This is a genomic window from Streptomyces sp. NPDC091280, from assembly GCF_044768565.1.
GTDB lineage: Bacteria > Actinomycetota > Actinomycetes > Streptomycetales > Streptomycetaceae > Streptomyces.
Genome location: NZ_JBIVUZ010000001.1, coordinates 1,340,720 through 1,366,902 on the forward strand (window position 1 = coordinate 1,340,720; position 26,183 = coordinate 1,366,902).

The 26,183-nt window shown below is 69.5% G+C and carries 32 protein-coding genes; 11 read left to right on the forward strand and 21 right to left on the reverse strand.

Annotated elements, in window-relative coordinates:
* Positions 1-4: 4 nt before the first annotated feature.
* From ACIQPR_RS06265 to ACIQPR_RS06290, 6 genes are all read right to left on the reverse strand, one after another.
* Positions 5-970 (reverse strand): YgfZ/GcvT domain-containing protein, encoded by a 966-nt coding sequence (locus ACIQPR_RS06265; RefSeq protein WP_403642598.1) that lies wholly within the window; start codon positions 968-970, stop codon positions 5-7.
* Between the two features lie 10 nt (positions 971-980).
* Positions 981-1,481, reverse strand: coding sequence for a Fur family transcriptional regulator (locus ACIQPR_RS06270; protein WP_403642601.1), 501 nt, complete (start codon positions 1,479-1,481; stop codon positions 981-983).
* Between the two features lie 10 nt (positions 1,482-1,491).
* The gene (locus tag ACIQPR_RS06275) at positions 1,492-2,067 is read right to left on the reverse strand and encodes an FABP family protein (RefSeq protein WP_019073751.1); all 576 of its coding nucleotides are present in this window, start codon (positions 2,065-2,067) and stop codon (positions 1,492-1,494) included.
* 206 nt (positions 2,068-2,273) lie between these two features.
* Positions 2,274-3,311 carry a hypothetical protein gene (locus tag ACIQPR_RS06280; protein ID WP_403642604.1) on the reverse strand — a complete coding sequence of 346 codons (1,038 nt, stop codon included), beginning with the start codon at positions 3,309-3,311 and terminating at the stop codon, positions 2,274-2,276.
* Positions 3,308-4,174, reverse strand: coding sequence for a hypothetical protein (locus ACIQPR_RS06285; RefSeq protein ID WP_403642607.1), 867 nt, complete (start codon positions 4,172-4,174; stop codon positions 3,308-3,310). Before ACIQPR_RS06285 ends, ACIQPR_RS06280 begins: the two co-directional genes overlap by 4 nt.
* Positions 4,171-4,833: a hypothetical protein gene (locus ACIQPR_RS06290; protein ID WP_403642610.1), complete on the reverse strand. Its 663-nt coding sequence runs from the start codon at positions 4,831-4,833 to the stop codon at positions 4,171-4,173. The genes ACIQPR_RS06285 and ACIQPR_RS06290 overlap by 4 nt, the downstream gene beginning before the upstream one ends.
* A gap of 246 nt (positions 4,834-5,079) precedes the next feature.
* Here ACIQPR_RS06290 and ACIQPR_RS06295 point away from each other — a divergent pair, with 246 nt between their 5' ends.
* Positions 5,080-5,442, forward strand: a complete 363-nt coding sequence (locus tag ACIQPR_RS06295; protein WP_403642613.1) for a DsrE family protein — start codon at positions 5,080-5,082, stop codon at positions 5,440-5,442.
* Here the strand turns inward: ACIQPR_RS06295 and ACIQPR_RS06300 are convergent.
* Positions 5,436-5,717 (reverse strand): DUF397 domain-containing protein, encoded by a 282-nt coding sequence (locus ACIQPR_RS06300; RefSeq protein ID WP_403642616.1) that lies wholly within the window; start codon positions 5,715-5,717, stop codon positions 5,436-5,438. The two genes, ACIQPR_RS06295 and ACIQPR_RS06300, sit on opposite strands and share 7 nt — an antisense overlap.
* Positions 5,699-6,544 carry a helix-turn-helix domain-containing protein gene (locus ACIQPR_RS06305; RefSeq protein ID WP_403642619.1) on the reverse strand — a complete coding sequence of 282 codons (846 nt, stop codon included), beginning with the start codon at positions 6,542-6,544 and terminating at the stop codon, positions 5,699-5,701. The genes ACIQPR_RS06300 and ACIQPR_RS06305 overlap by 19 nt, the downstream gene beginning before the upstream one ends.
* Before the next feature lie 171 nt (positions 6,545-6,715).
* Between ACIQPR_RS06305 and ACIQPR_RS06310 the strand changes: the two genes are divergently transcribed.
* From ACIQPR_RS06310 to ACIQPR_RS06320, 3 genes are all read left to right on the forward strand, one after another.
* Positions 6,716-7,081, forward strand: a complete 366-nt coding sequence (locus ACIQPR_RS06310; RefSeq protein WP_403642621.1) for a hypothetical protein — start codon at positions 6,716-6,718, stop codon at positions 7,079-7,081.
* Positions 7,078-7,338 carry a hypothetical protein gene (locus tag ACIQPR_RS06315; RefSeq protein ID WP_403642623.1) on the forward strand — a complete coding sequence of 87 codons (261 nt, stop codon included), beginning with the start codon at positions 7,078-7,080 and terminating at the stop codon, positions 7,336-7,338. The genes ACIQPR_RS06310 and ACIQPR_RS06315 overlap by 4 nt, the downstream gene beginning before the upstream one ends.
* 178 nt (positions 7,339-7,516) lie before the next feature.
* Positions 7,517-8,824 (forward strand): hypothetical protein, encoded by a 1,308-nt coding sequence (locus ACIQPR_RS06320; RefSeq protein WP_403642627.1) that lies wholly within the window; start codon positions 7,517-7,519, stop codon positions 8,822-8,824.
* On the opposite strand, the gene ACIQPR_RS06325 is transcribed toward ACIQPR_RS06320, so the two are convergent.
* The 9 genes from ACIQPR_RS06325 to ACIQPR_RS06365 form a co-directional block, all read right to left on the reverse strand.
* Positions 8,812-9,192, reverse strand: coding sequence for a VOC family protein (locus ACIQPR_RS06325; protein WP_403642630.1), 381 nt, complete (start codon positions 9,190-9,192; stop codon positions 8,812-8,814). The genes ACIQPR_RS06320 and ACIQPR_RS06325 overlap by 13 nt on opposite strands.
* Positions 9,193-9,202: 10 nt before the next feature.
* Positions 9,203-9,463 carry a DUF3099 domain-containing protein gene (locus tag ACIQPR_RS06330; RefSeq protein ID WP_019073737.1) on the reverse strand — a complete coding sequence of 87 codons (261 nt, stop codon included), beginning with the start codon at positions 9,461-9,463 and terminating at the stop codon, positions 9,203-9,205.
* Positions 9,464-9,562: 99 nt separating this feature from the next.
* Complete coding sequence (locus ACIQPR_RS06335; protein WP_010985465.1) at positions 9,563-9,850, reverse strand: DUF1416 domain-containing protein; 288 nt, start codon at positions 9,848-9,850, stop codon at positions 9,563-9,565.
* Positions 9,851-9,895: 45 nt separating this feature from the next.
* Positions 9,896-10,735 carry a sulfurtransferase gene (locus tag ACIQPR_RS06340; protein WP_403642634.1) on the reverse strand — a complete coding sequence of 280 codons (840 nt, stop codon included), beginning with the start codon at positions 10,733-10,735 and terminating at the stop codon, positions 9,896-9,898.
* Positions 10,736-10,847: 112 nt separating this feature from the next.
* Entirely contained in the window at positions 10,848-10,928 is an 81-nt protein-coding gene (locus tag ACIQPR_RS06345) for a putative leader peptide (RefSeq protein WP_353963781.1), read from the reverse strand.
* Between the two features lie 209 nt (positions 10,929-11,137).
* Entirely contained in the window at positions 11,138-11,878 is a 741-nt protein-coding gene (locus ACIQPR_RS06350) for a DUF2993 domain-containing protein (protein WP_403642636.1), read from the reverse strand.
* Between the two features lie 148 nt (positions 11,879-12,026).
* Complete coding sequence (locus ACIQPR_RS06355) at positions 12,027-13,139, reverse strand: hypothetical protein (protein ID WP_403642639.1); 1,113 nt, start codon at positions 13,137-13,139, stop codon at positions 12,027-12,029.
* 8 nt (positions 13,140-13,147) lie between these two features.
* Positions 13,148-13,402: a MoaD/ThiS family protein gene (locus ACIQPR_RS06360; protein ID WP_200713949.1), complete on the reverse strand. Its 255-nt coding sequence runs from the start codon at positions 13,400-13,402 to the stop codon at positions 13,148-13,150.
* Between the two features lie 37 nt (positions 13,403-13,439).
* On the reverse strand, positions 13,440-14,333 hold the full coding sequence (locus ACIQPR_RS06365) for an alpha/beta hydrolase (protein ID WP_403642642.1): 894 nt from the start codon (positions 14,331-14,333) through the stop codon (positions 13,440-13,442).
* A gap of 193 nt (positions 14,334-14,526) precedes the next feature.
* On the opposite strand from ACIQPR_RS06365, the gene ACIQPR_RS06370 reads away from it, so the two are divergent.
* Positions 14,527-15,327: a winged-helix domain-containing protein gene (locus tag ACIQPR_RS06370; protein ID WP_403642645.1), complete on the forward strand. Its 801-nt coding sequence runs from the start codon at positions 14,527-14,529 to the stop codon at positions 15,325-15,327.
* A gap of 84 nt (positions 15,328-15,411) precedes the next feature.
* On the forward strand, positions 15,412-16,437 hold the full coding sequence (locus tag ACIQPR_RS06375; protein WP_403642648.1) for a LacI family DNA-binding transcriptional regulator: 1,026 nt from the start codon (positions 15,412-15,414) through the stop codon (positions 16,435-16,437).
* 39 nt (positions 16,438-16,476) lie between these two features.
* Here ACIQPR_RS06375 and ACIQPR_RS06380 read toward each other — a convergent pair whose 3' ends face one another.
* Positions 16,477-18,234 (reverse strand): trypsin-like serine protease, encoded by a 1,758-nt coding sequence (locus tag ACIQPR_RS06380; protein WP_403642651.1) that lies wholly within the window; start codon positions 18,232-18,234, stop codon positions 16,477-16,479.
* A gap of 342 nt (positions 18,235-18,576) precedes the next feature.
* Here ACIQPR_RS06380 and ACIQPR_RS06385 point away from each other — a divergent pair, with 342 nt between their 5' ends.
* The 4 genes from ACIQPR_RS06385 to ACIQPR_RS06400 all read left to right on the forward strand — a co-directional run bounded on the left by ACIQPR_RS06385 (position 18,577) and on the right by ACIQPR_RS06400 (position 22,391).
* Complete coding sequence (locus tag ACIQPR_RS06385) at positions 18,577-19,791, forward strand: S1C family serine protease (RefSeq protein WP_403642654.1); 1,215 nt, start codon at positions 18,577-18,579, stop codon at positions 19,789-19,791.
* A 36-nt stretch (positions 19,792-19,827) separates the two neighbouring features.
* The gene (locus ACIQPR_RS06390) at positions 19,828-20,052 is read left to right on the forward strand and encodes a hypothetical protein (protein ID WP_403642657.1); all 225 of its coding nucleotides are present in this window, start codon (positions 19,828-19,830) and stop codon (positions 20,050-20,052) included.
* Positions 20,053-20,190: 138 nt separating this feature from the next.
* Positions 20,191-20,928, forward strand: coding sequence for a response regulator transcription factor (locus ACIQPR_RS06395; RefSeq protein ID WP_403642660.1), 738 nt, complete (start codon positions 20,191-20,193; stop codon positions 20,926-20,928).
* Between the two features lie 62 nt (positions 20,929-20,990).
* Positions 20,991-22,391 carry a sensor histidine kinase gene (locus ACIQPR_RS06400; protein ID WP_403642969.1) on the forward strand — a complete coding sequence of 467 codons (1,401 nt, stop codon included), beginning with the start codon at positions 20,991-20,993 and terminating at the stop codon, positions 22,389-22,391.
* A 122-nt stretch (positions 22,392-22,513) separates the two neighbouring features.
* Here the strand turns inward: ACIQPR_RS06400 and ACIQPR_RS06405 are convergent, their stop codons facing one another.
* Entirely contained in the window at positions 22,514-22,894 is a 381-nt protein-coding gene (locus ACIQPR_RS06405; protein ID WP_403642663.1) for a hypothetical protein, read from the reverse strand.
* Between the two features lie 246 nt (positions 22,895-23,140).
* On the opposite strand from ACIQPR_RS06405, the gene ACIQPR_RS06410 reads away from it, so the two are divergent.
* The gene (locus ACIQPR_RS06410; protein WP_403642666.1) at positions 23,141-23,860 is read left to right on the forward strand and encodes a response regulator transcription factor; all 720 of its coding nucleotides are present in this window, start codon (positions 23,141-23,143) and stop codon (positions 23,858-23,860) included.
* Between the two features lie 3 nt (positions 23,861-23,863).
* Here the strand turns inward: ACIQPR_RS06410 and ACIQPR_RS06415 are convergent, their stop codons facing one another.
* Together ACIQPR_RS06415 and ACIQPR_RS06420 are read right to left on the reverse strand one after the other, a co-directional pair.
* Entirely contained in the window at positions 23,864-25,675 is a 1,812-nt protein-coding gene (locus ACIQPR_RS06415; protein WP_403642669.1) for an ABC transporter ATP-binding protein, read from the reverse strand.
* Positions 25,676-25,786: 111 nt separating this feature from the next.
* Positions 25,787-25,909, reverse strand: a complete 123-nt coding sequence (locus ACIQPR_RS06420; protein ID WP_403642672.1) for a hypothetical protein — start codon at positions 25,907-25,909, stop codon at positions 25,787-25,789.
* Positions 25,910-26,183 lie beyond the last annotated feature (274 nt).

Sequence of the window (26,183 nt, forward strand, 5' to 3'; positions counted from 1 at the left end):
GGCTCTACGGCTCTACGACGACTTCCTGGGCCGCCGCCGTCGAGTCGGCCAGGAGGGGCGCGTCCAGCGGTACGTTCCGCTTCACCAGCGCCAGGGCGATCGGCCCGAGTTCGTGGTGTCGTACGGACGTGGTGATGAAGCCGATCTTCCGGCCCTCCGCGCCCTCGTCCGCGAGCCTCAACTCCGTGCCGTGGCCCGGGAGATGGACCTCGCTGCCGTCGAGGTGGAGGAAGACGAGACGGCGCGGGGGCTTGCCGAGGTTCTGGACGCGCGCGACCGTCTCCTGGCCGCGGTAGCAGCCCTTCTGAAGATGAACCGCCGTGCCGATCCAGCCCAGTTCGTGCGGGATGGTGCGGTGGTCGGTCTCGAAACCGAGGCGGGGCCGGTGCTGTTCGACGCGCAGCGCCTCGTAGGCGAGGATGCCGGCCGCCGGGCCGGACTCGGCGGCGTACGACTCCAGGTCCTCGCGCGGGAGGAAGAGGTCGCGGCCGTAGGGCGTCTCGCGTACGACGACGCCGTCCGGGACCTCGGCGATGGAACCGGCCGGGAGGTGGACGACCGCGAACTCGCCTGTCCGGTCGGCGACTTCGACGCGGTAGAAGAACTTCATCGACTCCAGGTAGGCGATCAGCGCGTCCTGGGTGTCGGGTTCGGTGTGCATCCACACCGTGGTGCCGTCGTCGACGAGGTACAGGGCGTGCTCGATGTGGCCGTGCGCGGAGAGGATCAGCGCCTCGGTGGCGACGCCCGCGGGGAGGTCGGTGACGTGCTGGGTGAGCAGGAGGTGCAGCCAGCTCAGCCGGTCGTCACCGGTGACGGCGACCACACCGCGGTGCGAGAGGTCCACGAAACCGGTGCCGTCGGCGAGGGTGCGCTGCTCGCGGAACAGGTCGCCGTAGTGGGCGGCGACGCCTTCGTCCACCCCTTCGGCCGGGACGGCGCCGGGCAGGGACAGCAGGGGGCTCTTCATACGGGCAAGCCTACGACTCGGTAATTGAAGACTCAGTTGAAGTCTTCAGGGAACAGTCCCGGCAGCGGCCGAAGATCGCGAAGTGCTTCATGTCGGTCTCGAAGCCGAAGGTGTCGCGCAGCTTGGCCCGGAACTCGGCGGCGACCTCGACATCGGCCTCGATGACGTTCGTGCAGTCGCGGCAGACCAGGTGTATGTGGTGGTGGCGGTCGGCGAGGTGGTACGTCGGCGCCCCGTGCCCGAGGTGGGCGTGGCTGACCAGCTGGAGCTCCTCCAGGAGCTCCAGGGTCCGGTACACCGTGGAGATGTTGACCCCCGAGGCGGTCTTGCGCACCTCGATGAGGATGTCGTCGGGGGTCGCGTGCTCCAGGGTGTCGACGGCTTCGAGCACGAGCTGCCGCTGCGGGGTCAGCCGGTAGCCGCGCTGCCGCAGATCACTCTTCCAGTCGGTGCCCTGGTCAGTGCCCCGGTCAGTGTGTCGGTCCGTGCCTTGGGTGCTCACCACACCCACGAGTCTAGGCCTACTTGAAGAAAGCGATCCCGTCGTCCGGCATGTCGTCCGGGAGGGCCTTGGCCCACCGCTCGACGTCCTCCGGGGTGACGACCTTCTTCAGGTGGGCGGACATGTAGGGGCGGAGTTCGACCTCGGGGGTCTGCTTCTCGCCGACCCACATGAGGTCGCTCTTGACGTAGCCGTAGAGGCGCTTGCCGCCGGTGTAGGGGCCGGAGGCGGCGGTGCGGGCGACGGCGTCCGTGACGAGGTCGATCTGGGGCTTCTGCTTGGCCAGCTCGCCGTACCAGATCTCGACGACTCCGTCGTCGCGGGTCATCGTGACCTCGACCTTGCGGTCCGCGTCGATGCGCCAGAAGCCGGACTCGGTCTCCAGGGGGCGGACCTTGTTGCCGTCGTTGTCCAGGACCCAGGTGTGGGAGCGGTACTCCAGGAAGTCACGGCCGTCGTGCGTGAAGGAGACCTCCTGGCCGAAGTTGCACTTCTCGGAGCCCGGGAAGTCGTGCACGCCCGCGCCGGCCCACTCGCCGAGCAGGAAGACGAGGGGGACCAGGTCCTTGTGGAGGTCGGAGGGGATCTCGATCATGACGTCAGCAGTTCCTCGGTGGGGGTCAGCGCTGGCCCTGGTACAGCTTCTTCACGGTCAGCCCGGCGAAGGCGAGGACGCCGACGCAGACCAGGACCAGCAGGGTTTCGAAGAAGATCTCCACGGGTGCTCCTTGAGCGATGCGCGTAATCAGGGCCGGGCCCCAGCTTAGTCGGCCGGGGCCCGGTGCTCACTGCGAGGTACGGCTAGCCGAGCAGCTGGCTCTGCAACGTCACCGTCTGCTGGAACGGGACGGCCTCGGCCTGTCCCTTCCTCGACTGCACGATCATCGCGAGGGTGTCGCCGGCCGTGACGAAGGCCAGGCGGACCTGTTCGGCGCCGTAGGGCTTCGTCTCGACGTACGGCAGGACCGGGACATCGGTGATCTTGGCCGCGTCCGGGAAGTCCTCGTCCGACTCGTAGTCGTCCGCGCCGCGGACCGGGTACGTGGGGGCCGCGTATCCGGCCAGTCGGCCCGAGATCTCGTCGGCGGTCGTCGCCGTGTCGAACTGGAGCAGGTAGATCCTGGTGCGCGTGCCGTCCGGGGTGGTCCAGCCGCGGGCGGCGATGTGCCGCAGGCCCTGGTCGGTCAGCCGCTGGGCGATGTCGCTGCGGCTGTCGGCGGACGGGAACTCGGCGAGGAACACCTTCTTGGCCAGCCAGCCGTCGCTGCCGTCGAGGGCCTTGTCCCGTACGGCTCCCTTCGGCGCCGGGAGCAGCAGCGCCCGCAGGTCGGCGAAGTGGGCGCCGGCCGCGTTCTGCGTGGCGAACGGCCCCGGGCTGCCTGTGGGCAACGGCGGCTTGCTGAGCGTGGGAAACGTCCACCGCCCGTCCGACGCGGTCGCGAGCCCCGGCACGTCGGACCGCTTCATCCCGGCGATCCCGTAGGCCGTCCCGGCCCCGACCACCGCGAACACGACAACAGCGGCACCCCACCGAAGCACGGCCCGGAGGGCGCGGCGGTCTTTGCGGGGGGAGGTGGGGGGTTGGGCGGGGGCTGGGACCGAGGGGGTGGGGTCGGGGGAGGGGGCGGGGTCCGAGGCCGGAGCCGGGTCCACGGCCGGGGTCGGGGCCGGGGCCGGGGTCGGGGCCGGGGCCGGGGTCGGGGCCGGGTCCGAGGCCGGGGCCGGGGCCGGGTCCGGGGCGGAGGCCGGGGCGGACGCGAGGCCCGCACCCGGGTCCACGGCCGGGGCCGGGGCCTTCGTCGGTGTGGGTGTTGGTGTCTCTTGCTGTTGGTCGGTCATACCGCCTCCCCCGGGTCCTTGATGCGGTCGAGTTGTTCCTGGAGCAGGCGGCCGATCGCGTACGTCTGCATCGGGCGGGCGGATTTCGCGGTGAGGGTGACCAGGATCTCGCCCTGGTAGCCGGAGCAGTAGATCGTGTCGAGCTTCTCGTCGGCGTCCTTCGGGGAGAGGAAGCACTTGGCGTTCTTGTAGCCGTTGATCGTCGGGCCGGGCCGGAAGACGCCCAGGGACTCGAAGAGCTCGTTCTGGAAGCGGGACGCGTTCCGTACGGCCGTCCTGTCCCCGATCTGCGCCAGCACGATGCTCACCGTCGACGCCTTGTCCGTGTAGACGGACGCCTGCGCGTCGGTGCTGACGTAGCTGCGCATCGCCAGGCCCTTGGTGTGCTGCTTGTCGACCTCGTTCTCCAGCCGCTTGCGCTGCTTGAGCGGGAGTTCCTTCAGCGCGTCCTTGCGGAGCGCCGTGGCCTGCGCCCCGGTGAACGACACGTCGTGCCCGTACTCCGCGATGTCGGGCCCCTGGCTCCAGCCGTCCGGCCCGTACGGCACGAGCGCCGCCGCGAGCGTGCTCACCTTGCCGCTCGTCGCCTTCTCCGACGACACCTTCGGGAACGTCCATACGGCGTCCCCCGCGTCCCGGTCCGCGCCGTTCACGGTCACGACGGTGTAGCCGACCCCGCCGATCACAGCGACGGCGAGCAGCGCGGCACCGGCGATCGTCGCGATACGGCCCTTGCGGACCGGTTTCGGGGCCGCGTCGGCGGTCAACTCCTCCGAGCTGCCGACGAGTTCGGGGACGAGAATGTCGGTCTGCGGCTCCGTCTCCGGCTTGGTCTCGGTCTCCGGCTGGTTCTCGGTGGTCACAGCCGCTCCATCTGTCGCTCGGCCAGGTCCATGATCTTCTTCTTCGGGACGGGCTTCGCGGAGGAGACCCAGATCTCCATCTCGATGTCACCGCGCCAGGCGTGCGCCTCGGCGTTGTAGACGTCCGTGTAACCGGCCTTGCGGTCCGGCGAGTTGTGCACGTACGCCATCCCGTCAGCCGTGCCCGGGACGGGCCAGCTGTCGGTGTCGGACTTCTGCTCGGCCCAGTAGTACGCGTCGTCCGAGTCGGAGGCCGTGACGAGTTCGTCCTCCTGGCGGAACTGCACGAGCCGGATCTCGACGAACAGGGCGCTGCCCTCACGCCAGTTGGTGACGGCGGCGCGACGGAACTGGCTGGCGACGAGGTCGCTGAACGCTTCGGCCGGCTTCTCGAACGTCTCCGCGTACTGGGCCAGGTCCATCCACCCGTCCGCGCCCACGTCGTAGCCCGCGTCCCGCGCGCCGCTCGGCCTCTTCAGCAGCAGCTTGCGCAGGTCGCCGTCCGTCTTGACCCGGCGGTCCTCGGCGGCGGACAGGGGCTCCGGGGCGGGGCCCTTCGACTGCGTCAGCGTCGCCTGCGAGAGCGAGGGCAGCTTGTCGGGCGCGCGGTTCGCCTGGACCACGAAGCCTGTGCAGGTGCCGGCGACGACGCCGAGCACGGCGGCGACCGCGATCAGGAGGGCGGTACGGCCACGGCGGCGCGGCGGCCGGGGCGCATCGCCCGTTGCCGCTTCTTGAGTCGGTTCGTCCGGTGCTTCTGGAGCTTCCGGTGTTTTTGGTGCTTCGGCTGTTTCTGGTACTTCCACAACGTCCCCCACGGAACATGGCATGCGCATTCCATATGCGCGCACAGGAGACTCATGGCCGTTGCAAGGAGTTGCAGGGGAGTTGATTACGATTCGGTCATGGCGAAGAAGCTCGTGATCAAGGTGACCGCGGGGGCCGACGCCCCCGAACGCTGCTCACAGGCGTTCACGGTGGCGGCGGTTGCCGTCGCCAGCGGGGTCGACGTCTCCCTGTGGCTGACCGGCGAGTCGGCGTGGTTCGCGCTGCCGGGCCGCGCCGCCGAGTTCCAACTCCCGCACGCGGCACCGCTCCCCGACCTGATCGACTCGATCCTCGCCGCCGGCCGCGTGACGCTGTGCACGCAGTGCGCGGCCCGGCGGGACATCACGGAGAAGGATGTGCTGGAGGGCGTACGGATCGCGGGGGCGCAGGTGTTCGTACAGGAGGCGATGGGGGACGAGACGCAGGCGTTGGTCTACTGACCCTGCTTCTTGACCGAGCCGACGAACTCCGCCCAGGCATCGGCACCGAAGAGGAGCGTGCCGTGGGTGGGGTTCTTGCTGTCGCGGACGGGGACGAGGGAGGGGATGTTGGGGGCGAACTCGACGCAGTTGCCGCCGTCCGTGTTGCTGTAGCTGCTCTTGCTCCAGCGGGCGTTGGCCAGGAGGTCGTCGGAGACTTCGAGGCACTCGCCGCCGTCCGTGTTGCTGTAGCTGCTCTTGCGCCACGTCACACTGCTCAGGTCGATGGCTCGCACGGCACTTCCTCCAACATCCGCAGGACGAACAATCGTGACTCGGCCGGGGATAGCGCCAGGTCGCGTACCGCATCATATGCACGTTGCAGCCGCTCAACCCGGTCGGTTTCCTCGATCAGTTCGCCGCGCACGTCGTTCTCCGTGTAGGCCACGGTACGACCGTCCAGCAGCCTCAGGAACATGGTGTCGGTGTTGGTCAGGCCGTGTACTCCTGTGTCGAACGGCAGGATATGGAGCGTGATGTTCGGACGATCCGCCATCTCCGCCAGGAACTCCAACTGCTGCCGCCACGCCGACCGATCACGCAGCCCCATGCGCAGTACCGCCTCGGAGAGGATGGCGCGGAACGGAGGAGCTTCATCTCCTTCAAGCAGCAACTTCCGGCGCCCCATGCGCGCTTCGACCTGCTGCTCCAAATCCTTGCCCCTGGCGCCTCCCGCCGCCAAGGCCTCCCTTGCGTACCCGACTGTCTGAAGCAACCCTGGCGGCGCGCTCACGGAGTACTGCCACAGGCTCAACGCCTCGGCCTCCAGCATCATGTACCGCCGGTACTGCTCCTTGAACTGCATGGGATCCGCCAGCGCCAACTCCCACAGAGTGAGTAGCAACGGCGCCGTCCCGTAGTACTGATCCAACGCCTGCACCACCTCGGGCCCGCCCAGCGTCCCCCCGCTCTCCATCTTGCTGAACAGCGACGAGTCCCACCCCACCTCCCTTTCCAACTCCCGCAGGCTCAGGCCACGTTCGCCCCGCAGGCGCCGTAGCTCCTCGGCGAACCGCTTCCTGGGCTCGTGGCTTCGCTCGGTGATCACCAGCCGTTGAGGCATCCCGCGCTCCTGTTGAATTTGTTGAATTTGGCGTGCCCGGCGTTGAAGTTGAGCCCGTTGGCGCTCCATCCGCCCCCGGCCTGGGCCATCCTCATCACGCACCCAGTTGCACACAGAGTAGTCCAACTGTCGCATTACGTATGGAAGTTGCACAAAAAGGAGGCTCAGCCGATGGAACCCGGAACCCTGCTCTACGACCCCTCCACCGACAAGGTCGGCGAGTACCAGGACAAGTCGGGCCCCTACGCCCTGCTCCGCCCCGTCGGCGGTGGGCGCGAATGGCAGGCCGATCCCGCCGCGTTGCGGCCCGCGACCGACCAGGAACGGCTCACCGCCGGTGTCCGCGCCGCCAACTCCCGTGCGCGGACCGACGCCCCGTTCGTCCTCGCCGCCCCGCCCCGGCCCGTCGCCGACTGCGCGACCTGCGCGGAACTCGCCGGGCGCCGGGCCACCGCGCAGGCCGAACACGACTACAGCGCGGAGACCGACACGAACGTCCTGCTGCGCAAGCACCGGATCGAGGCCCACCCCGGATGAACCGCCCACGCCCCCATCAACTGATCCAGGTACTCCCGGTCCAGACGCTCCCGCCCCCGCCCACGCCGGTCGTACGCCCGCCGGAACCACCGCCGGCCACACCCCCGCCCGCACGCGAACCCGCCCGCCGGCGGCGGCGGTTCCGCACACCCCGCGCCTTCCGCGACGACGCCTTCTGGACCGGCGCTCTCACCACGCTCTGCATCAGCGGCCTCCTGGTGGCGATCATCTCCACGACGGCACGTATCGAATGGTGAGGGACGGGTTGGCCCCGTGGGGGCTTCGTCGCAGGTCATCGACGTGGGCGGGCGGTGTCGTGACGGACGGGCCGGCCGATGCGGCCCGTGGGCCGATGAGCTGACGTCAGACCGACCGCGATCGACGAATGTCCCGTTTCGGACCATCTGTCGGGACCGTGCGCCCGTACCTTGGTGGGTGGCTGCACCAAGCGGCGAGCCGACGACGCTGCGCGACAGTACGGCCTGCGGACACGGTCCGCGACGGGGGAACGACGACGAGGCGGGGGGACGGCTGTCCCTTCCGCCGGCCGCGGTACGCGCGGCCGCCGTCATCGCCACGCACTCTCCTCCCGCCAGGACGACCGCCGGTATCTGCTCGGTGCGGGCCGCAGAGATCACCGCCGACCGTTCGCCCGGAAGGAAGACGATGAGCACCGACACTTCTCCCGCCTCCTACCCGAAGCTCTTCGCCTGGTTCAGCGGAGACGCACCCGACACCGCTCAGATCGCCCACGAACTCGCCCTGATGGCAAAGAGCTCGGACTTGGCGCGGCTCCTGACCGGCCTCAGGCTCCATGGCGAGACGGATCACTTCTGCGAGGCGTTGCAGACGGCGTTCCCGAAACTCAACCTGGCCTCGCCGGACTTCTCCTCGCCCCAGGGAGCGCTCGGCGTTCTGGCACAAGCGCGGCTGAAGACCGTCGGCATGGCCTGTCTCGCCACTCTCGGCGAGCCGGAACACATCTTCAACCCCAAGCTCTTCACCTCGGACGCCACGGGCCTCCTCTACGACAACGTGCCCGTCTTCTGCTTGGTCGGCGCCAAGCGTGAGCGCGTGTTCCGATCCGGCAGGCAGATGCTCTACATCGTCAGCCCGGACCACGATCTGAAGGGCTGGCTCCAGTGGAAGAACTCGGACATGGACGTCCGGAGCATCTGCGGTGTCACGCCCGACGACCACGCGAGCGGGTACAACGCCCTCGACGCGACCGGCAGCCTCACGTGGGAGTGCTCGTACGGGAAGTTCGACACGGCCGTGGAACTGCTCAACGCGATCGCGAAGAGCGAGGCGTTCGGGAAGGTGGACTGGGGGCAGTCGTACTGCACCGCCGGATGGGTGTCCTCGCTCATGCCGTCGCTCACCACCTCGGGTGATTTCCGCGTCCCTGGAAAGACCTTGACGATCGGTCAGAACGTCCACACGCCCCCGGCGATCGGCAGCGCCTGGATCAAGGACGTGGGCGGCGACTGCACGCAGGCGTACTTCCCCGTGGACTGGACGGACGGCGTCAGGACCGTGCTGCTCCCCCGTACCGCCACGGACACCAAGTTCCAGAACATCCAGACGTTCTGCGCGATCCTCTCGAAAAAATTCTCTCCCCAGCAGAACACGTCCAAGCAGGAACGAACGGCCCGGTTCACCTACCTCATAGCCCAGCACCCGGACGCGGAGCAGATTCTGCGGCAGATGTTCGGCAATTTCGGGGACTACTACACAAAGTAGGGTCGCCACAGGCAGAACGGGTGTCCCGCCGGGTCGAAGAGGACCCGTACGTCGTCCTGGGGCTGGTCGGCCGCGAGCGTGGCACCCTCCGCCACCGCCCGCGCCGTCTCGGTCTCCAGGTCGTCGACCTCGATGTCCAGGTGCAGCATCATCTGCTGCTCGCCGGGGTTGCGGGTGGGCCACACGGGCGGGACGTAGTCCGGCTCGGTCTGGAAGGAGAGGGCGGTCCCGCCGCCGGGCGGGCCGATCAGGACCCAGTCGGGTTCCTCGGCGCGGACGACGTAGCCGAGCAGGCGGAGGTAGAAGCCGGCCAGCTCGTGCGCGTCCCGCGCGTCGAGGACCACCGTGGACAGTCTCGTGGGCGACATGCCCGCCTTCCTACTGGCGTCGCTTCTTGCCGTCCAGTTCGTCCCACCACTCGTCGGACTTGGGGTCGCCGGACGGGTCGTCCCACCAGCGGTCGTCGGGGCCCCTGCGGTTGGCGACCATGGCGGCGACCGGTGGGATCACCATCGCGACCACACACATGCCGACGGCCACCGGCACCGACCAGATCCGCACGACTCCCCAGGCCAGGACGAACAGCCCGATGCAGATGCCCATCATGACGAAGTACGTGCGACGGCGGCGTGCCAGCATGCTTCCAGGGTAGGCCTGGGCAGCCGAAAGGGCCGCGCCCGGGAAACGGGCGCGGCCCTTCGGGAGTGATTCAGCGCCGAATCGGCGGTGAGTCGGCGGTCAGACCGCGATGGCGACCTCCGCCAGCCCGCCCGTCTGGGCGACGACCGTGCGGTCGGCGGTGGCGCCCGGAACGAGGGCGCGGACGGTCCAGGTGCCTTCGGCCGCGTAGAAGCGGAACTGGCCCGTCGCGGAGGTCGGGACCTCCGCGGTGAACTCGCCGGTCGAGTCCAGGAGGCGGACGTAGCCGACCACGGGCTCGCCGTCCTTCGTCACCTGGCCCTGGATCGTGGTCTCACCGGGCTTGATCGTCGAGGCGTCGGGGCCGCCGGCCTTCGCTCCACACATGTGCTTCTCCAGAGGTCTTGAAAGGGGCGGACTTGCTTGGCGGGCTTACTTGTTGGCGCCGAGCTCGATCGGCACGCCGACCAGGGAGCCGTACTCGGTCCACGAGCCGTCGTAGTTCTTGACGTTCTCGACACCGAGCAGCTCGTGCAGCACGAACCAGGTCAGGGCCGAGCGCTCGCCGATGCGGCAGTACGCGATGGTGTCCTTGGCGAGGTCGACCTGCTCCTCGGCGTAGAGCTCCTTGAGCTCGTCGTCCGACTTGAAGGTGCCGTCGTCGTTGGCGTTCTTCGACCACGGGATGTTGCGGGCCGAGGGCACGTGGCCGGGGCGCTGCGACTGCTCCTGCGGGAGGTGGGCCGGGGCGAGCAGCTTGCCGGAGAACTCGTCGGGCGAGCGCACGTCGACCAGGTTCTGCGAGCCGATCGCGGCGACCACGTCGTCACGGAAGGCGCGGATCGCGGTGTTCTGCGCCTTGGCCTTGTAGTCGGTGGTGGCCCGGGTCGGGACCTCCTCGACCAGCTCGCGGGCGTCCAGCTCCCACTTCTTGCGGCCACCGTCGAGCAGCTTGACGCTGTCGTGGCCGTAGAGCTTGAAGTACCAGTAGGCGTACGACGCGAACCAGTTGTTGTTGCCGCCGTAGAGGATCACCAGCGTGTCGTTGCCGATGCCCTTGGCCGAGAGGAGCTTCTCGAAGCCCTCCTGGTCGATGAAGTCACGGCGTACCGGGTCCTGGAGGTCCTTGGTCCAGTCGATCCGGATGGCGTTGCGGATGTGGTTCTTCTCGTACGCGGACGTGTCCTCGTCGACCTCGACGATGGCGATGTCCGCGTTGTCGAGGTTGGCCTCGACCCAGTCGGCGTCGACCAGGACGTCACTGCGGCTCATGCTGTTTCTCCTCCGGGGCAGTTACGGCGGTGCGGTGCGTGAGAGGGGTGCGCGCTCGCGCGGGTGCCCAGAGATCAAGGGCACGCGGGAAGACGGAAGCCTGCGCTTCCGCTCAGAAAGTGCGACAGAGCATGGCGGCGACGCGGCACAGGTCCACTGCCCGCCGCTTCGTGAGATCCGCCTGTTGCCTCATAGGGTCGATCGTAGGGACGGACTGCGGGACATGTCACCGGTGTGTCGTATTTTGAGACGCGATCGTCCGTGATGTGAGATCGACGGACGGACAGCGGCCCCTTCACCGGGAATCCGCGCGCCGTCCGCTGTCCTCATCACTGCCGTACGGACACTGCCGTCTCGCCCCTCGGACAGCCGCCGTCCACCAGGGCCCGTCCGGACCTCGTCCTACCCGGCCAGCCGGACGTTCGAACCCTTCACCTTGATCTCCACACCGTTCTTCGCGGCCTGCACACTGGCCAGCTTCACCCCGCCCGGCAGCTGGTCGATCGTCTGCTGGAAGTCGGTGATGGAACGGATCCGGGAGTCGGCGAGGTCGACGACCAGCTTGGGCAGGTTGTCGGCGTGCACCTTCACGGTGTCGCCGTCGACGGTCACCGTGCTGAGCACCGGATACGTCGTCTCCTGACCGGCGACCGAGATCCTGACGTCGACCTTGATCTTGCCGTCGCCGCCGTCCGCGAGGTTCACGACCTGGGCCGTCACCCCGGTGAAGATGTCCGTCGGCTCGGACTTGGCGGCCTTCAGCAGCTGGTCGTAGGCGATGCTCGCGGAGCCGGACGCGCTGGCCGCGGTCGCCGAGCTGTAGCCGTTCGAGAAGGTGACGTCCTTCATCGTGGCCTTGAGATCGTCGATCCGGATCGTGGAGGTACCGCTGCCGCTGGTGTTCGCGGTGGTCGCCTCGTAGGTCTTGATGCCGAGCTCGACGTCGTCCAGCTCGCCGGAGGCGACCTGGGTGAGGAAGGGGAAGCCCTTGATGGAGACGTCGGGGGCGGAGGCGAGGTTCTCGCTCGTCTGCACCTTGCCCGCCGCCTCGTCCTGGGCGAAGTAGACCGCGACCCGGTCCACGACCACGAACAGGATGCCCAGGATCACCACGACGGTCAGAAGTATTCGTAGCCCACGCATGTGCGGTGTTCCCCCACCTGACGGTCGTCGAAGAAAACGGACGAGAAAGAACGAGAAAGAAAACGGACGAGAAAGCGCATGCGGAAAGCGGTACGACAACCTGGTGGCCGCGATTCGCGAGCGTAGTCCCGCGAATCTCCGCGAATCGCTACGTCAGCGCGCGGCCCAGCAGGTAGACCGCCGGGGCCGCCGCCGTGAGCGGGAGGGCCACACCGGCCGTGAAGTGGACGAAGCGGGACGGGTAGTCGTAGCTCGCCACCCGGTGGCCGATCAGCGCGCAGACCGCCGCGACCGCGCCGAGCAGCGCGCCCTTCGCGCCGAGGCCGGTCATCCCGCCCACCGCGATGCCCGCGCCGGCGGCGGCGAGCAGCGAGACGACCACCGAGGCCACGGTCGGCAGCGGGATCGCGCGGGCCAGGATCGCGACCGCGACCCCCGCCGCGCCCACGGTGACCGCGTCCGGGTCGGCCGCGAGATGGCCGGTCGCGACGATGGCCAGGGCCGCCGAGGCGATCGTCGCCATCAGGCCGGTGATCCGGGTGTCCGCGTCGGCGTGCGAGCGCAGTTGCATCACCAGGGAGAGCAGGACCCAGACGCCGAGGGTGCCGAGGATCGCCGCCGGGCCGTTGTCCCGGCCGGCCGCCAGCAGGGCCACGTCCGCGACGAGCGCGCCCGCGAAGGCCAGCGCGATGCCCTGCCGGGCGGGCCACATCCCGTTCAGCCGGAACCAGCCCGCCGCCGTGACCGCCTGGAGCACGACGAGCGGCACGACGAGGGCGTACGAGCCGATCTGCGCGGTGACGGAGAGCAGGAGCGCCAGGACGGCGGTGAGGCCGGCGGGCTGCATCCCGGGTTCGATGATCGGCGAGCGGCCCTCCAGCCGGGCCCGCTGGGCGTCGGTGATCCGGGCGTTCCCGGAGAGCGTCGAGGGGCCGTAGGCGCTCTCCGGCGGCGCGGGAGCGGGCGGCGCGGTCGCGGGTGCCTGCGCGTGGGGGTCGTGACTCGGCTGCTCCGCCTGGTGGTTCTGCGGCGGGAAGTACGCGAGGTCGGAGGCGGCGGGTCTCGACTGCTGGACCTGGGTGTCCCAGGTCTGGCCCTGCCACTGCTGGGTGTACTGCTGGGCCGCCTGCGGATCGTCGTAGGCCTGCTGCTGGTGGCCGGGCCAGGCCTGCGCGTGCTGCGGCCGGTGCTGCTGGGCGTAGGGGTCGTAGCCCTCGCCGTAGCCCTCGTACGGCTGGTTGCTCGACGGCTGGTTGCTCATCGGTGTGCTCATCCTCCTGCGAACGGCGGGAGCACCTCGACCGTGCCGCCCTCGGCCAGCCGTACCGTCTCATGCCCGCGGGTGCCCACGGGGTCACCGTCGACGAGGAAGGAGCATCGCAGCAGTACGCGGGCGAGTTCCCCGGGGTGTCGCTCGCGCACCTCGGCGAGGGCGTCGGCGAGGGTGGCCGCGTCGTACGGCTCCTCGGCGATCCCGGCCGCGGCCTTCGCGGCGGCCCAGTAGCGCACCGTGACCTTTGGCATCCGCTTCCTCAATCGATCGGGGGCTGCAACGGTCAGGCTAGCTGTCCTGTGCACCGGCCCAGCGCCCGATACGGGCCAGCAGGTCGTCGTCGGCCGCGTGCTCGGCGTGGCCCATGCCCGGCTCCAGCCAGAGTTCGGCGTGGCCACCTGCGGCTTCGGCCAGCATGCGGGGGTGGTCGAGGGGGAAGTAGCCGTCGATCTCGCCGTGCACGACGAGCAGCGGGGTGGGCGCGATCCGCGGGACCGCCTCGACCGGGGAGAGCGGGACCGGGTCCCAACCGCTGTGCTCGATACGGGTCTTGAAGCCGAGGCGGCCCACCATCCGGCCCTCGGGGCGGGTCACCAGCCAGTGCAGCTTCCGCATCGGGGCCGTGCCCCGGTAGTACCAGCGGGCCGGCGCGCTCACCGAAACCACCGCGTCCGTGTGCGCTTCCGTGCGCCCCCTGCGCCCCTGACCGTCCGCTTCACCCTCCGGACCCGCCGGGCGGTAGAGCGCCGCGTGCCGCAGCACCACCGAACCGCCCATCGAGAAGCCGACGGTGACCACCCGCGCGTGCCCCCGCTCCCGCGCCCAGGCGACCGCCGCGGCCAGATCCAGGACCTCGCGGTCGCCGACCGTGGACCGGCCGCCGGAGCGTCCGTGGCCCCGGAAGGAGAAGGTGACCACCGCCCCGTACTGGGCGAACGCCTCGACCACCCGGCGCACGTGCGGCTTGTCCACATCGCCCGTGAAACCGTGCGCGACGACGAACACCAGGTCACCGGAAGGTGGCGCGGAGGCGTCGTATACGGCCGCTGCCGGGTCGTATACGGAATCGATCGTCACCCCGTCGTCGGTGTGCAGAAACGTCCGCAAAGGTGTGCGTCTGATCGTCTCAGAGTTCGGACGAACGGTGGATCGTGCCACATGACCTGCCGTACCAGCGCTCATGTGGGCTATTCTGCTGGACAGAGGACTCGGGCAGCGAAGCCCCCGGGTCCTTTTGTGCTTTCAGGAGCGTTGTATACGAAGCGGTACACCACGGGAAACCCCAGGTGGCCGCCGGTCGTACAAGGCCCCCGGGATCGCAAACGCTGTGCCGCACGACACACGTCCTCGCAGGGACCGAGGAGGAACCAGACATATGAGTTCTCTGCTGCTCCTGACCAATGCCCTCCAGCCGTCGACGGAGGTGCTTCCGGCCCTTGGCCTGCTGCTGCACAACGTGCGCGTGGCACCGGCGGAAGGCCCCGCACTCGTCGACACCCCCGGTGCCGACGTCATCCTCATCGACGGCCGCCGGGATCTGCCTCAGGTGCGCAGCCTGTGTCAGCTCCTCCGCTCCACCGGACCGGGGTGTCCGCTCATCCTCGTCGTCACCGAGGGCGGCCTCGCCGCCGTCACCGCCGACTGGGGCATCGACGACGTGCTCCTCGACACGGCCGGCCCGGCCGAGGTCGAGGCGCGGCTGCGGCTCGCCATGGGCCGCCAGCAGATCGTCAACGACGACTCCCCCATGGAGATCCGCAACGGCGACCTCTCCGTGGACGAGGCGACGTACTCCGCCAAGCTCAAGGGCCGGGTCCTCGACCTGACCTTCAAGGAGTTCGAGCTCCTGAAATACCTCGCCCAGCACCCGGGCCGCGTCTTCACCCGCGCCCAACTGCTCCAGGAGGTGTGGGGCTACGACTACTTCGGCGGCACCCGGACGGTCGACGTCCACGTACGACGGCTGCGCGCCAAGCTCGGGCCCGAGCACGAGTCGCTGATCGGGACCGTCCGGAACGTCGGTTATCGATTCGTTACCCCGGAGAAGGGTGACCGCGGCGGCGAGGAGGCCAGGATCAAGGCAAGCGCCGCCCTCGCCGGAGCAAAGCCGGAGGACGCGGACGAGACGGCCGACTCGGCCGCCCTGGACGCGGCCGAGATCCCGGCCGACGCGTAGCCCGCGCCCGGGCAGGGCACCGGGCTTCTTCGAGAAGCTCGATACGCCCTGCCCAGAGCGGGTCAATCCGCGTAGACTCCGCGCGTGGCAAAGGTGACTCGGGATGACGTGGCGCGGCTGGCGGGTACTTCGACCGCCGTTGTCAGCTATGTCATCAACAACGGACCCCGGCCGGTCGCCCCGGCCACGCGCGAGCGTGTCCTCGCCGCGATCAAGGAACTGGGGTACCGACCGGACCGGGTGGCCCAGGCCATGGCGTCGCGGCGCACGGACCTCATAGGCCTGATCGTGCCGGACGCGCGCCAGCCCTTCTTCGGGGAGATGGCGCACGCGGTCGAACAGGCCGCGTCCGAGCGCGGGAAGATGGTGCTGGTCGGGAACTCCGACTACGTCGCCGAGCGCGAGGTCCACTATCTGCGCGCCTTCCTCGGCATGCGCGTCTCCGGCCTGATCCTCGTCAGCCACGCGCTGAACGACCTCGCCGCCGCCGAGATCGAGGCCTGGGACGCCCGCGTGGTCCTGCTGCACGAACGCCCCGAGGCCATCGACGACGTCGCCGTCGTCACGGACGACCTCGGCGGCGCCCAGCTCGCCGTCCGCCACCTCCTGGAGCACGGCTACGAGTACGTGGCCTGCATGGGCGGTACGGCGGACACCCCGGCCGTCGGCGACCCGGTCTCCGACCACGTCGAGGGCTGGCGGCGCGCGATGGCCGAGGCCGGTCTGCCGACCGAGGGCCGGCTCTTCGAGGCGCCGTACAACCGCTACGACGCCTACCAGGTCGCCCTGGGGATCCTCGCCGGGCCGCAGCGACCGCCCGCGATCTTCTGCTCCACCGACGACCAGGCGATCGGCCTGCTGCGGGCCGCCCGCGAGCTGCGCATCGACGTACCGCGCGAACTCGGCGTGATCGGCTTCGACGACATCAAGGAAGCCGCCCTCGCCGATCCGCCGATGACGACGATCGCCTCCGACCGTCCGGCGATGGCCAGGGCGGCCGTGGACCTCGTGCTCGACGACGGGCTGCGGGTGGCGGGCTCCCGGCGCGAGCGGCTGAAGCTGTTCCCCTCCCGCCTGGTGACCCGGCGGTCCTGCGGCTGCGAAGCCTGACCGGACCGCCGGATCACGGCCGTCCGGTCAGAACAACGGTCAGAACAGCAGGTTGTACTGGTTGTAGCCGGTGCCCAGCTTGATCCGCGTCCCGAAGAGCGCCGTCGTCGCCCGGTTGGTGCCCGGGTACAGCCACAGCGTGCCGCCCGAGTCGCGGGTGATCACATCCGCGATGCCGTCCCCCGTGACGTCGCCGTTGGCCACGTACGAGGTGAAGTTCCAGCCGGTACGGGCCTGGACGCGGGTCTTCCACGGGGTGTGCTCGATCTGCGTGCCCGCGTAGAGGTACAGCACGCCGGAGGAGTTGCGGACCAGGAGGTCGGCGCGGCCGTCGCCGGTCAGGTCGCCGTGGCCGAAGATCCTGACGTTCTTCCAGGCCTTGTTGACGACCTTCACCCGGCCGTAGAACTGGCCGTCGCCCTTGCCCGGGTAGAGGTACACCGAGCCGTCGGCGTCCACCGCGACCAGGTCGGGGCGGGCGTCACCGGTCAGGTCGCCGGGGATCGCGTACGACTTGTAGCCGCCCCACACCGAGCTGATCCGCATCCATGTGAACTCGCCCGTGGAGTGGTTCAGGTAGTCCCGGTAGAGGTTGCCGTCCGTCTTGTCGCGGAGGATCAGGTCCTGGTAGTAGTCCCGGTCCAGGTCGGCCTGAAGACCCCAGCTCGCCGACTGCCAGCCGCTGCCGACGAAGGAGCGCCGCGCGAGCGAGGTGCCGTTGCTGTCCTGCTCGAACAGCCCGCCCGAGGGCGTACGGCCCAGCACATCGGCGCGGCCGTCGAAGGACAGGTCGGTGTCGTCGATGCGCGGCTGCGCGGCCCAGGCGTAGGAGCCGACCTTGGTGAAGACCGGGTAGGCGCCCTTGGCGGTGCAGCCGGTCACGCCCCAGGAGACGATGCCGATGACCTTGTTGTCGACGATCACCGGGCCGCCGGAGTCACCGTTGCAGGGGCTGGTGGTGCCCTCGTCGGCGCCGGAGGCGGGGGTGCCCGCGCAGAACATCGAGCCCTCGATGAACTCGTCGTCCCCGAGGACCGACTTCATCGCGCTGTCGCAGGTCGCGTCCGGGACGATCGGCAGCGTGGCCTTGCGCAGGTTCGCGGACAGCTCGGTGCCGGTGCCGGAGGTCAGGCCCCAGCCGTAGACCGTGGCCTTCGCGCCCGGGGTGACGTAGGCGAGGTCGTTCAGGTACGCCAGCCGCATCCACCGCTGGTCCAGGGGGCGGGCCAGGGTGAGGACCGCGATGTCGTTCTGGGCCGTGGTGGCGTTGAAGCGCGGGTGGTTCCACTGGTGCAGGACACCCGTGACGGTGCCGGACGTGTCGTCGTAGAGGCCGGTCGCGCCGGCCAGGACCGCGCCGTTCTTGACCCAGTCCAGGCCCGCGACGCAGTGCGCGGCGGTGAGGACCTTGTTGGGGGCGACCAGGGTGCCGCCGCAGAAGTAGCCGTCGCCGGTCGTGTCGTCGTAGTAGGCGAGCTGGACCATCCACGGCGCGCTGGAGATCGTGGTCTCGGTGCCGCCGATGATGTACGGCGTCTTCGTCGCCGTCTTCTTGGCGCTCGCCCGGGTACGGGCCGCGTCGACGACCCGGGAGCGCAGTTCCTGGTCGGAGGCGGTGGGCTTCGGCAGCCCGGCCTGGGCCGCGGCCGACGCGGCGGACGGCAGTCCGGGCGGGCCGTCGACCGCGGTGGCGGGCCGGGCCGCGAGAACGCCGGCGCAGCTCAGCGCCAGCGCGAGGGCGGCGGCCGGGAACGCCGTGGTGGTGCGTCTCAGCCGGCCGCGCAGGGCACGTATCACTCGGGACTCCTGTGTGGGTGTCGTAGTGGGCCCGGGAAGGGCGTACGACGCGACCACGCGGAGCCGACGACACGCGTCTCGTGACGGCGCGTGCACCGGCGCTGTTCGCGGAGCCCCCCTCCGGCCCGGAGATCGTAGGCCCCGCCTGTCACCGCACACACCTGCCGCACAGGGGTCACACAAGTATTCGTCCGGCCCGTGCCGTGCCCTCACTCCCCCGCAACCTCACGTTTTCCCGAGTTTCCGGGCCACGGGCGTCTTTATATCGGGCATACGAGGTTCTGTCGGGCTTCTCAGCGGGGACTCAGGTACCTCTCATGATCGCGCGACAGTCTCTTTTCCATGACCGAGAGCTTCCGCCGCAGCGGCGAGTACGAGACCCCCCAGGGCGACCAGCCGCAGGCGTACCCCCAGCAGCAGCACGCCTCTTCTCCCGTGAACCCGGAGTGGCCGCCTCCGCCGGCGTACCAGCCGCAGCAGGCGCAGCCCTTCGAGCCGGCGCAGCCCGCTCAGCCGGCGCGGCCCGCTCAGGCCTTCGAGCCGGTGCAGCCCGCTCAGCCGGCTCCGGTCCCCCAGGCGGCCTTCGGCGCCGACGGCTACGGCGGCTCCGGTGGCGGCGGCGACACCGCTCTCCTCACCCCCCTCCAGGCGGAAGCCCCCAGGCCCAAGAAGCGCAACCGCGGTCCGATCGCGCTGCTCGCCGCCGTGGCGATCGTCGCGGCGGCCGTGGGCGGCGGTACCGCGTACGCCTTCCAGCAGCTGACCGGCAAGGACACCGTCGCCACCTCCAGCACCACCACGGCGGTCGTGCCCTCCAGCAAGCGGGGCGACGTCGCCACCATCGCCGCGACCGTCAGCCCGAGCGTGGTCGAGGTCGAGGCGACCCTCAGCAACGGCACCTCCACCGGCGCGGGCGTGATCATCACCACCGACGGCCAGATCATCACCAACAACCACGTCGTCTCCGGCGCCACGTCCGTCAAGGTCAAGACGAGCAACGGCAAGTCGTACACCGCGAAGGTCGTCGGCACCGACAGCAAGAAGGACCTCGCGCTCCTCCAGCTCCAGAACGCCTCCGGCCTGACGGCCGCCACCCTCGGCAACTCCTCCGGCGTCCAGGTCGGTGACACGGTCGTCGCGATCGGCTCCCCCGAGGGCCTGACCGGCACGGTCACCAGCGGCATCGTCTCCGCCCTGAACCGTGACGTGACCGTCTCGACCGACGAGAGCCAGAGCCAGAGTTCGGGCAACGGCAACGGCAACGGCCAGTGGCCCTTCCAGTTCGGCGGCCAGCAGTTCAACGGCGACACGGGCTCGTCGACCACGACGTACAAGGCCATCCAGACCGACGCGTCCCTCAACCCCGGCAACTCCGGCGGCGCCCTGATCGACGCCAACGGCGACATCATCGGCATCAACTCCGCGATGTACTCGTCGAGTTCGGACTCCTCGTCCTCGTCGTCCGAGGCCGGAAGCATCGGCATCGGCTTCGCCATCCCGATCAACACCGTCAAGGCGGACCTGGCTTCGCTGCGGGCGGGCGGTTCCGACAACTAGGTCCAAGGGCCACCAGCTACCAGTAGGGAGTACGTCATGATCAAGCAGGTTTCGCACACGGTGACCGACACCGGAGCGGCCGGTCTCGGCCTGGCCCTCGGGGTGGCGTACGAACTGCACGCGCCGGCCGCGCGGGCCCCGGAAGCCGTACGCGCCCCGGAAGTGGCGTCCGCCCCGGAACTCATGGGGCTCCGCACCAGCGCGGCCCACCCGCACCACCGGAAGGTGCCGCTGAACCGGCTCGCCACGATGCGGGCCTGAGTCCGGGCACCGCGACCCCGATCTCAGCCGGTTTCTCCCCCGCCCTCCGCTTCACGCACCGGCCGGGAAACATGCGAGGCTGATGACGACCGGCCGATCGTTGTCTCCCCGTCCCACCGCACCCGAGGAATCCAGCCCATGAGCCCCGCCGAAGGCGACCGTGACATCCAGCGCATCCTGATCGTCGACGACGAGCCGGCGGTGCGTGAAGCACTCCAGCGCAGTCTGGCCTTCGAGGGGTACGACACCGAGGTCGCCGTCGACGGCGCGGACGCGCTGGAGAAGGCCACCGCCTACCAGCCCGACCTGGTCGTCCTCGACATCCAGATGCCGCGCATGGACGGCCTGACGGCCGCCCGCCGGATGCGCGGGGCGGGCACGACGACGCCGATCCTGATGCTCACGGCGCGCGACACGGTCGGCGACCGGGTGACCGGTCTCGACGCGGGCGCGGACGACTACCTCGTCAAGCCCTTCGAACTCGACGAACTCTTCGCTCGGGTACGGGCGTTGCTGCGCCGCAGCTCGTACGCGGCGGCCGCGGCGGCCGGGACGGCTCCCGAGGACGACTCCCTGACCTTCGCCGACCTCCGCATGGACCTCGCGACGCGCGAGGTGACCCGGAACGGCCGGCAGGTCGAGCTGACCCGCACGGAGTTCACGCTGCTGGAGATGTTCCTCGCGCATCCGCGCCAGGTCCTCACGCGGGAGCAGATCCTGAAGGCGGTGTGGGGCTTCGACTTCGAGCCGTCCTCCAACTCCCTCGACGTGTACGTGATGTACCTGCGCCGCAAGACGGAGGCGGGCGGCGAGCCCCGGCTCGTGCACACGGTGCGGGGTGTGGGTTATGTGCTGCGACAGGGTGGAGCGGAGTGAAGAACGTCCTCAACCGGTTCCTGCACCGGTTCCGGACCCTGCCGATCCGGTCCCGGCTGGCGATGCTGGTCGCGGCGGCGGTGGCGTTCGGGGTGGCGGCGGTCTCGGTGACGTGTTGGTTCATCGTGCAGGGGAAGCTGTACGAGCAGGTGGAGAACGACCTGCGGAAACAGCTGGTCATGCGGCAGCTCAGCGATCAGGCTGAGGCCGCGGTCAACAACTGCACCACCAAGGTCTCGCAGGACTCCGGCAACGGCCCGCGGAACACGTACTTCCAGGTGGTCTCGGAGAGCGGGAAGACCTGTGTCATGCCGTTCTCCGTCGGCACGGTGAAGGTCACCCGGACCGACAAGGAGCTGATCAAGAAGGGCGAGACCCGCGAGGGGGTCTTCCACAACAGCACCGACGCGGACGGCAACGACGTCCGCGTGCTTGCTCTGCCGGGATTCACCATCACCGACCAGACCACAGGTGCCACCTCCAAGGCGGCCGTCCTGATCGCCCTGCCCCTGTCGAGCACGGAGAAGACTCTCAAGGACCTCGCCCTGATCCTCCTCCTGGTCTCCGGCATCGGAGTCGTCGGCGCCGGAGCCGCAGGCCTCGCCGTCGCCCGGGCCGGCCTCCGTCCCGTCGACAAGCTCACCGAAGCCGTCGAACACGTCGCCCGCACCGAGGACTTGACGATCCGCATCCCCGTCGAGGAGGACAGCGACGACGAGGTGGCCCGCCTCTCCCGCTCCTTCAACTCCATGACGACCTCGCTGGCCAACTCCCGCGAGTTGCAGCAGCAGCTCATCGCGGACGCCGGTCACGAACTCCGCACCCCCCTCACCTCCCTGCGCACCAACGTCGAACTCCTCACCCGCAGCGAGGAGACCGGCCGCCCCATCCCTCCGGCGGACCGCAAGGCACTGCTCGCCTCGGTGAAGGCGCAGATGACCGAACTGGCGTCCCTGATCGGCGACTTGCAGGAACTGTCCCGTTCGGAGGGGCAGCGCGGTGAGCGCGTCCAGATCGTCTCGCTCCAGGACACCGTCGAAGCCGCGCTGCGCCGAGCCCGCCTGCGCGGACCGGAGTTGACGATCACGGCCGACGTCCAGCCCTGGTACGTCCAGTCGGAGCCCTCCGCGCTGGAACGCGCCGTGGTCAACATCCTCGACAACGCGGTGAAGTTCAGCCCCGAGGGCGGCACGATCGAGGTCCAGCTCACCCGCGGTGTCCTCACGGTCCGCGACCACGGCCCCGGCATCCCCGCCGAAGAACTCCCGCACGTCTTCGACCGCTTCTGGCGCTCCCCCTCGGCCCGCGCCCTCCCCGGCTCCGGCCTGGGCCTGTCGATCGTCGCCCGCACGGTCCAACAGGCCGGCGGCGAGGTGACGCTGTCCCACGCCCCGGGCGGCGGCACGGTGGCCACCGTACGACTGCCGGGGACGCCCACGGCTCCGCAGGAATCGGCGCCGTAGTCACGTCGTCACATGACGGGAATCAATTGGCAGCATCACCGAAGAAGCCCCCCAGAATTTCCTGAGGGGCTTCTTCGCACCTTCCTGTCGGCACATCGATGGCGACAGGTCAGTACCTGATCCTATTCGTTGAACGAATCGCTCCAGATTTCATCGCCGCCGCCATTCCAGGACACGGTCATGTTGTAGGTGTAGAAGTTCCCGATGTCATAGCCCTTTTTGTTGCAGCCGCTGTCGCCGCCATCGGTGACCACCAACACCGTCACCCTGTCCGCGGTCAGGCGGTTGAAGCGGAGCAAGGTGCCCGTGACACCATGTCCGTCGGCCTTGGTGTCACAGACCTCGAAAACATCCCCGTCGTCATGGAACTTCATATAGCCCTTGCCGCCGGGCAGATAGATGATTTTGTCCGAATTGGCGCTTGCGGGAAGCGCCGAGACAGTAATCATCGCGGCAGCAACTGCACCAACCGTGGCCAGACGGGCAAGCCTCTTGCCGATCATTCTTTCCCCCTCCTTCTTGCTCTTCCTTCTGCAAATCGCCGAAGGTCGACGCAGCCGCCACAGTCGGTCCTTCTGGAACGGCGCGCCCCCACGACCCCGGGAGCATATAAGCGAACACCTATTCGATCAACTGTGATTGGTGCGCAGCCGGGCTGCGAGGCGCGAACACCCCGAGCGGCGCCCACGCATAACCCGCTGCCAACCCCCTGCCAGCTCCCGCACAGGCACCCGTCACACCGTGTTCGGATGGCGGAGGCGCGGAAGATTCTGCTGGCCGATGACGACGTGGACGTACGGGAAGGGATCGGGCGGCTGCTGAGGTTCGAGGGGTACGAGACCGTCCTCGCGGGGGACGGGCGTACCGCGCTCGATCTGCTCGGGGGCGAGCCCGATCTCGTGCTGATGGACGTCACCATGCCCGGGTTGGACGGGCTGGCCGCGACCCGGCGGATTCGCGCGTCGGGGTGCACCGTGCCGATCCTGATGCTCACCGGGCGGACCGCCGTGGGCGACCGGATCGTCGCTCTCGACAACGGCGCCGACGACTATCTGAGCAAACCGTTCGCGGTGGAGGAACTGCTCGCCCGGGTACGGGCGTTGCTGCGCCGGAGCGGGCGGCGGGCAGCAGACGAGGCGCCGCCGGCTCCCGAGCTCGAACGGCTCGTCTTTCATGATCTCGTCATGGATCCGGGCCCCCGTACCGTCACCCGCGGCGGCCGGCCGCTCGAACTCACCCGTACCGAATTCCTGTTGCTGGAGTACCTGTTGCGGCATCCGGGCACCGTGCTCACCCGGGCCCGGCTGCACCGGCACGTCTGGGGGTTCGACTTCGAGCCCGCGTCCAACACCCTCGACGTGTATGTGATGTATCTGCGGCGGAAACTGGAGAGCCGCGGCGAACCGCGGCTCATCCACACCGTGCGGGGGCTGGGGTACACCCTCCGGGGCGCAACTCCTCACAGGTGACCGCTAGTTGAGCGGCAGCCTCAGGATCATCGTGTCGTCCGCGCGGTGCCGTCCCGTGCCCGTTCCTGTGCCTGTGATCGCCGTCTCGGGGAGCGGGCCCGCGAGTCGCGCGTACGCGCCGCCCCGTGCCACCAGCTCCGCGTGCGTGCCCTCCTCCACCAGGCGTCCGCCCGCCATGACCAGGATGCGGTCGGCGTCGGGCGCGAGGCTCAGGTCGTGGGTGATCATGATGGTCGTACGGCCGGACATCAGCCGGCGCAGGGGCCGGATCACCTGGCGGGCGGCCACCGAGTCGAGGCCCGCCGTGGGTTCGTCGAGGACCAGGACCGGGGCCTCGCGCAGCATCGCCCTCGCGATGGCGATCCGTTGCAGCTGGCCGCCGGAGAGGGCCGCCGTGCCGGGGGCGATCAGCGTGTCGTAGGCCTCGGGAAGGGCCGCGACGAAGTCGTGGGCCGCCGCCGCCCGTGCCGCCCGCTCGATCTCCTCGTCCGTCGCGCCCGGCCTGCCGCACTCGATGTTCTCGCGGATCGTGCCGTTGAGGATCAGGGTCTGCTGGGGCAGCAGCGCCACGTTCTCGCGCAGGAATTCGAGCGGTACGTCCCGCAGCGGGACGCCGTCCAGGCAGATCACGCCCTCGGAGGGGTCGTAGAAGCGGGTCAGGAGTTTCGACAGGGTCGACTTGCCCGCGCCGCTCTCGCCGGTGACTATCACCAGCTCGCCGGGGTTCGCCCGGAACGTGACGTCGTCCACCGTCTCGCGGGGCGCGCCGGGGTAGCGGAAGGTCACGCCGTGGAAGCTGACCCAGCCGTGGACCGGCCAGGCGGGGACGGGTTCGCGGGGGTCGCCGACGGACGGGGTGGCGTCCAGGATCTCGTTGATGCGGGCCGCGCCGGCCGTGGCCGCCGTGAGGGTGAGGCCGAGTTGGCCGAGGTTGCGGACCGGGGGGTAGAGGTAGCCGATGAAGGCGGCGAAGGCGAGGAGGGCGCCGAGGGTCATGCGGCCGGCGGAGATCTCCCAGACGCCGAGGCCGATGACCGCGAGGACGCAGAGGGTCTCCACCACCTCGACGAACTGCTCGTACATCTCGCTGAGGCGGGCGCCGCGCACCGATGCCCTCATCCACGCGCGGGCCTCGACGTCGAGGCGCTTCTCCTCGTCGCGGCGGCGGTTGTAGGCCTGGGTGAGGACCACGTTGCCGAGGGACTCCTCGACCACCGAGGTGATCGCGCCGTCCGCCACCCGCTCGTCCTGCGAGGCCTGCTTGATGCGGCCGGAGAAGCGGCGGGCGGCGAGCAGGAACAGGGGGGCCAGGACGAACGTGGCCAGGGCCAGGTCCCAGCGGAGGTAGAGGGCCGCGCAGGCGTAGAAGACCGCGGAGAAGGCGGCGGAGATCGTGCCGACCACACCTGAGACGACCATCTGCTCGATGGCCTCCACGTCTCCGGTGAGGCGTTCCACCAGGTCGCCCTGGCGGTGCCGCTGGAAGAAGTGCGGCGGGAGGTCCTGGACATGGCCGAAGACGTTCGCGCGCAGGCGCAGGACGAAGCGTTCCGCGGTCCAGGTGGCGAGGGAGTTGCCGAAGTAGCCGACGAGCGCGCCGAGTACGGCGACGCCGAGCCAGGCGGCGGCCGGGCCCCAGAACGCGGAGAGTGAACCGGCCTTGAGGGCGTTGTCGGTGAGTTCCGCGAAGAGCAGGATCGCGGCGGTCTCGGCGAGCGCCGACACGATGACGCACGCGATGATCACCGCGAGCCATCTGCGGTCACCGCGGGTCAGCGGCCAGAAACGGCGGAAGGCCTCACGGGCTTCCCTCATGGTCAACAACTCCCTTCGGACTTCGGAAAAAATGGCCTGGACGTGGCCGAGGCGGGGCCACCGGCGCGAGCGTGCTCGCTAACCGGCGGCCCCGCCTCACGGGGTGCCTGCTCAGCCCTGGTGGGCGACCGGACGGCGCTTCGGAGCGGGCGCGGGCTTCTTGGGCGCGGGCTTCTTCGGGGCCGGAGCGGGCTTGCGGTGCTTCTTGACCGGGACGATCTTGTGGAAGCTCATGTGGGGTTCCCTCCCTGGGAGTTCGGCTCTGCGGCCGGATGTGGGGTGCTGCGGGTCTTCTTCTGCGGCTCTCGGGACTGCTTACTTGTGCCCGACCGGACGACGCTTCGGCGCCGGCGCCGGCTTCTTGGGCGCGGGCTTCTTCGGGGCCGGGGCGGGCTTGCGGGTCTTCTTCACCGGGGCGATCTTGTGGAAGCTCATGTCTGTTTCCCTCTCTGCTGCGGTCTCTGCTGCGGTTCTGCAACAGTTCCTCTACCGATCTGCTGCAACTGCC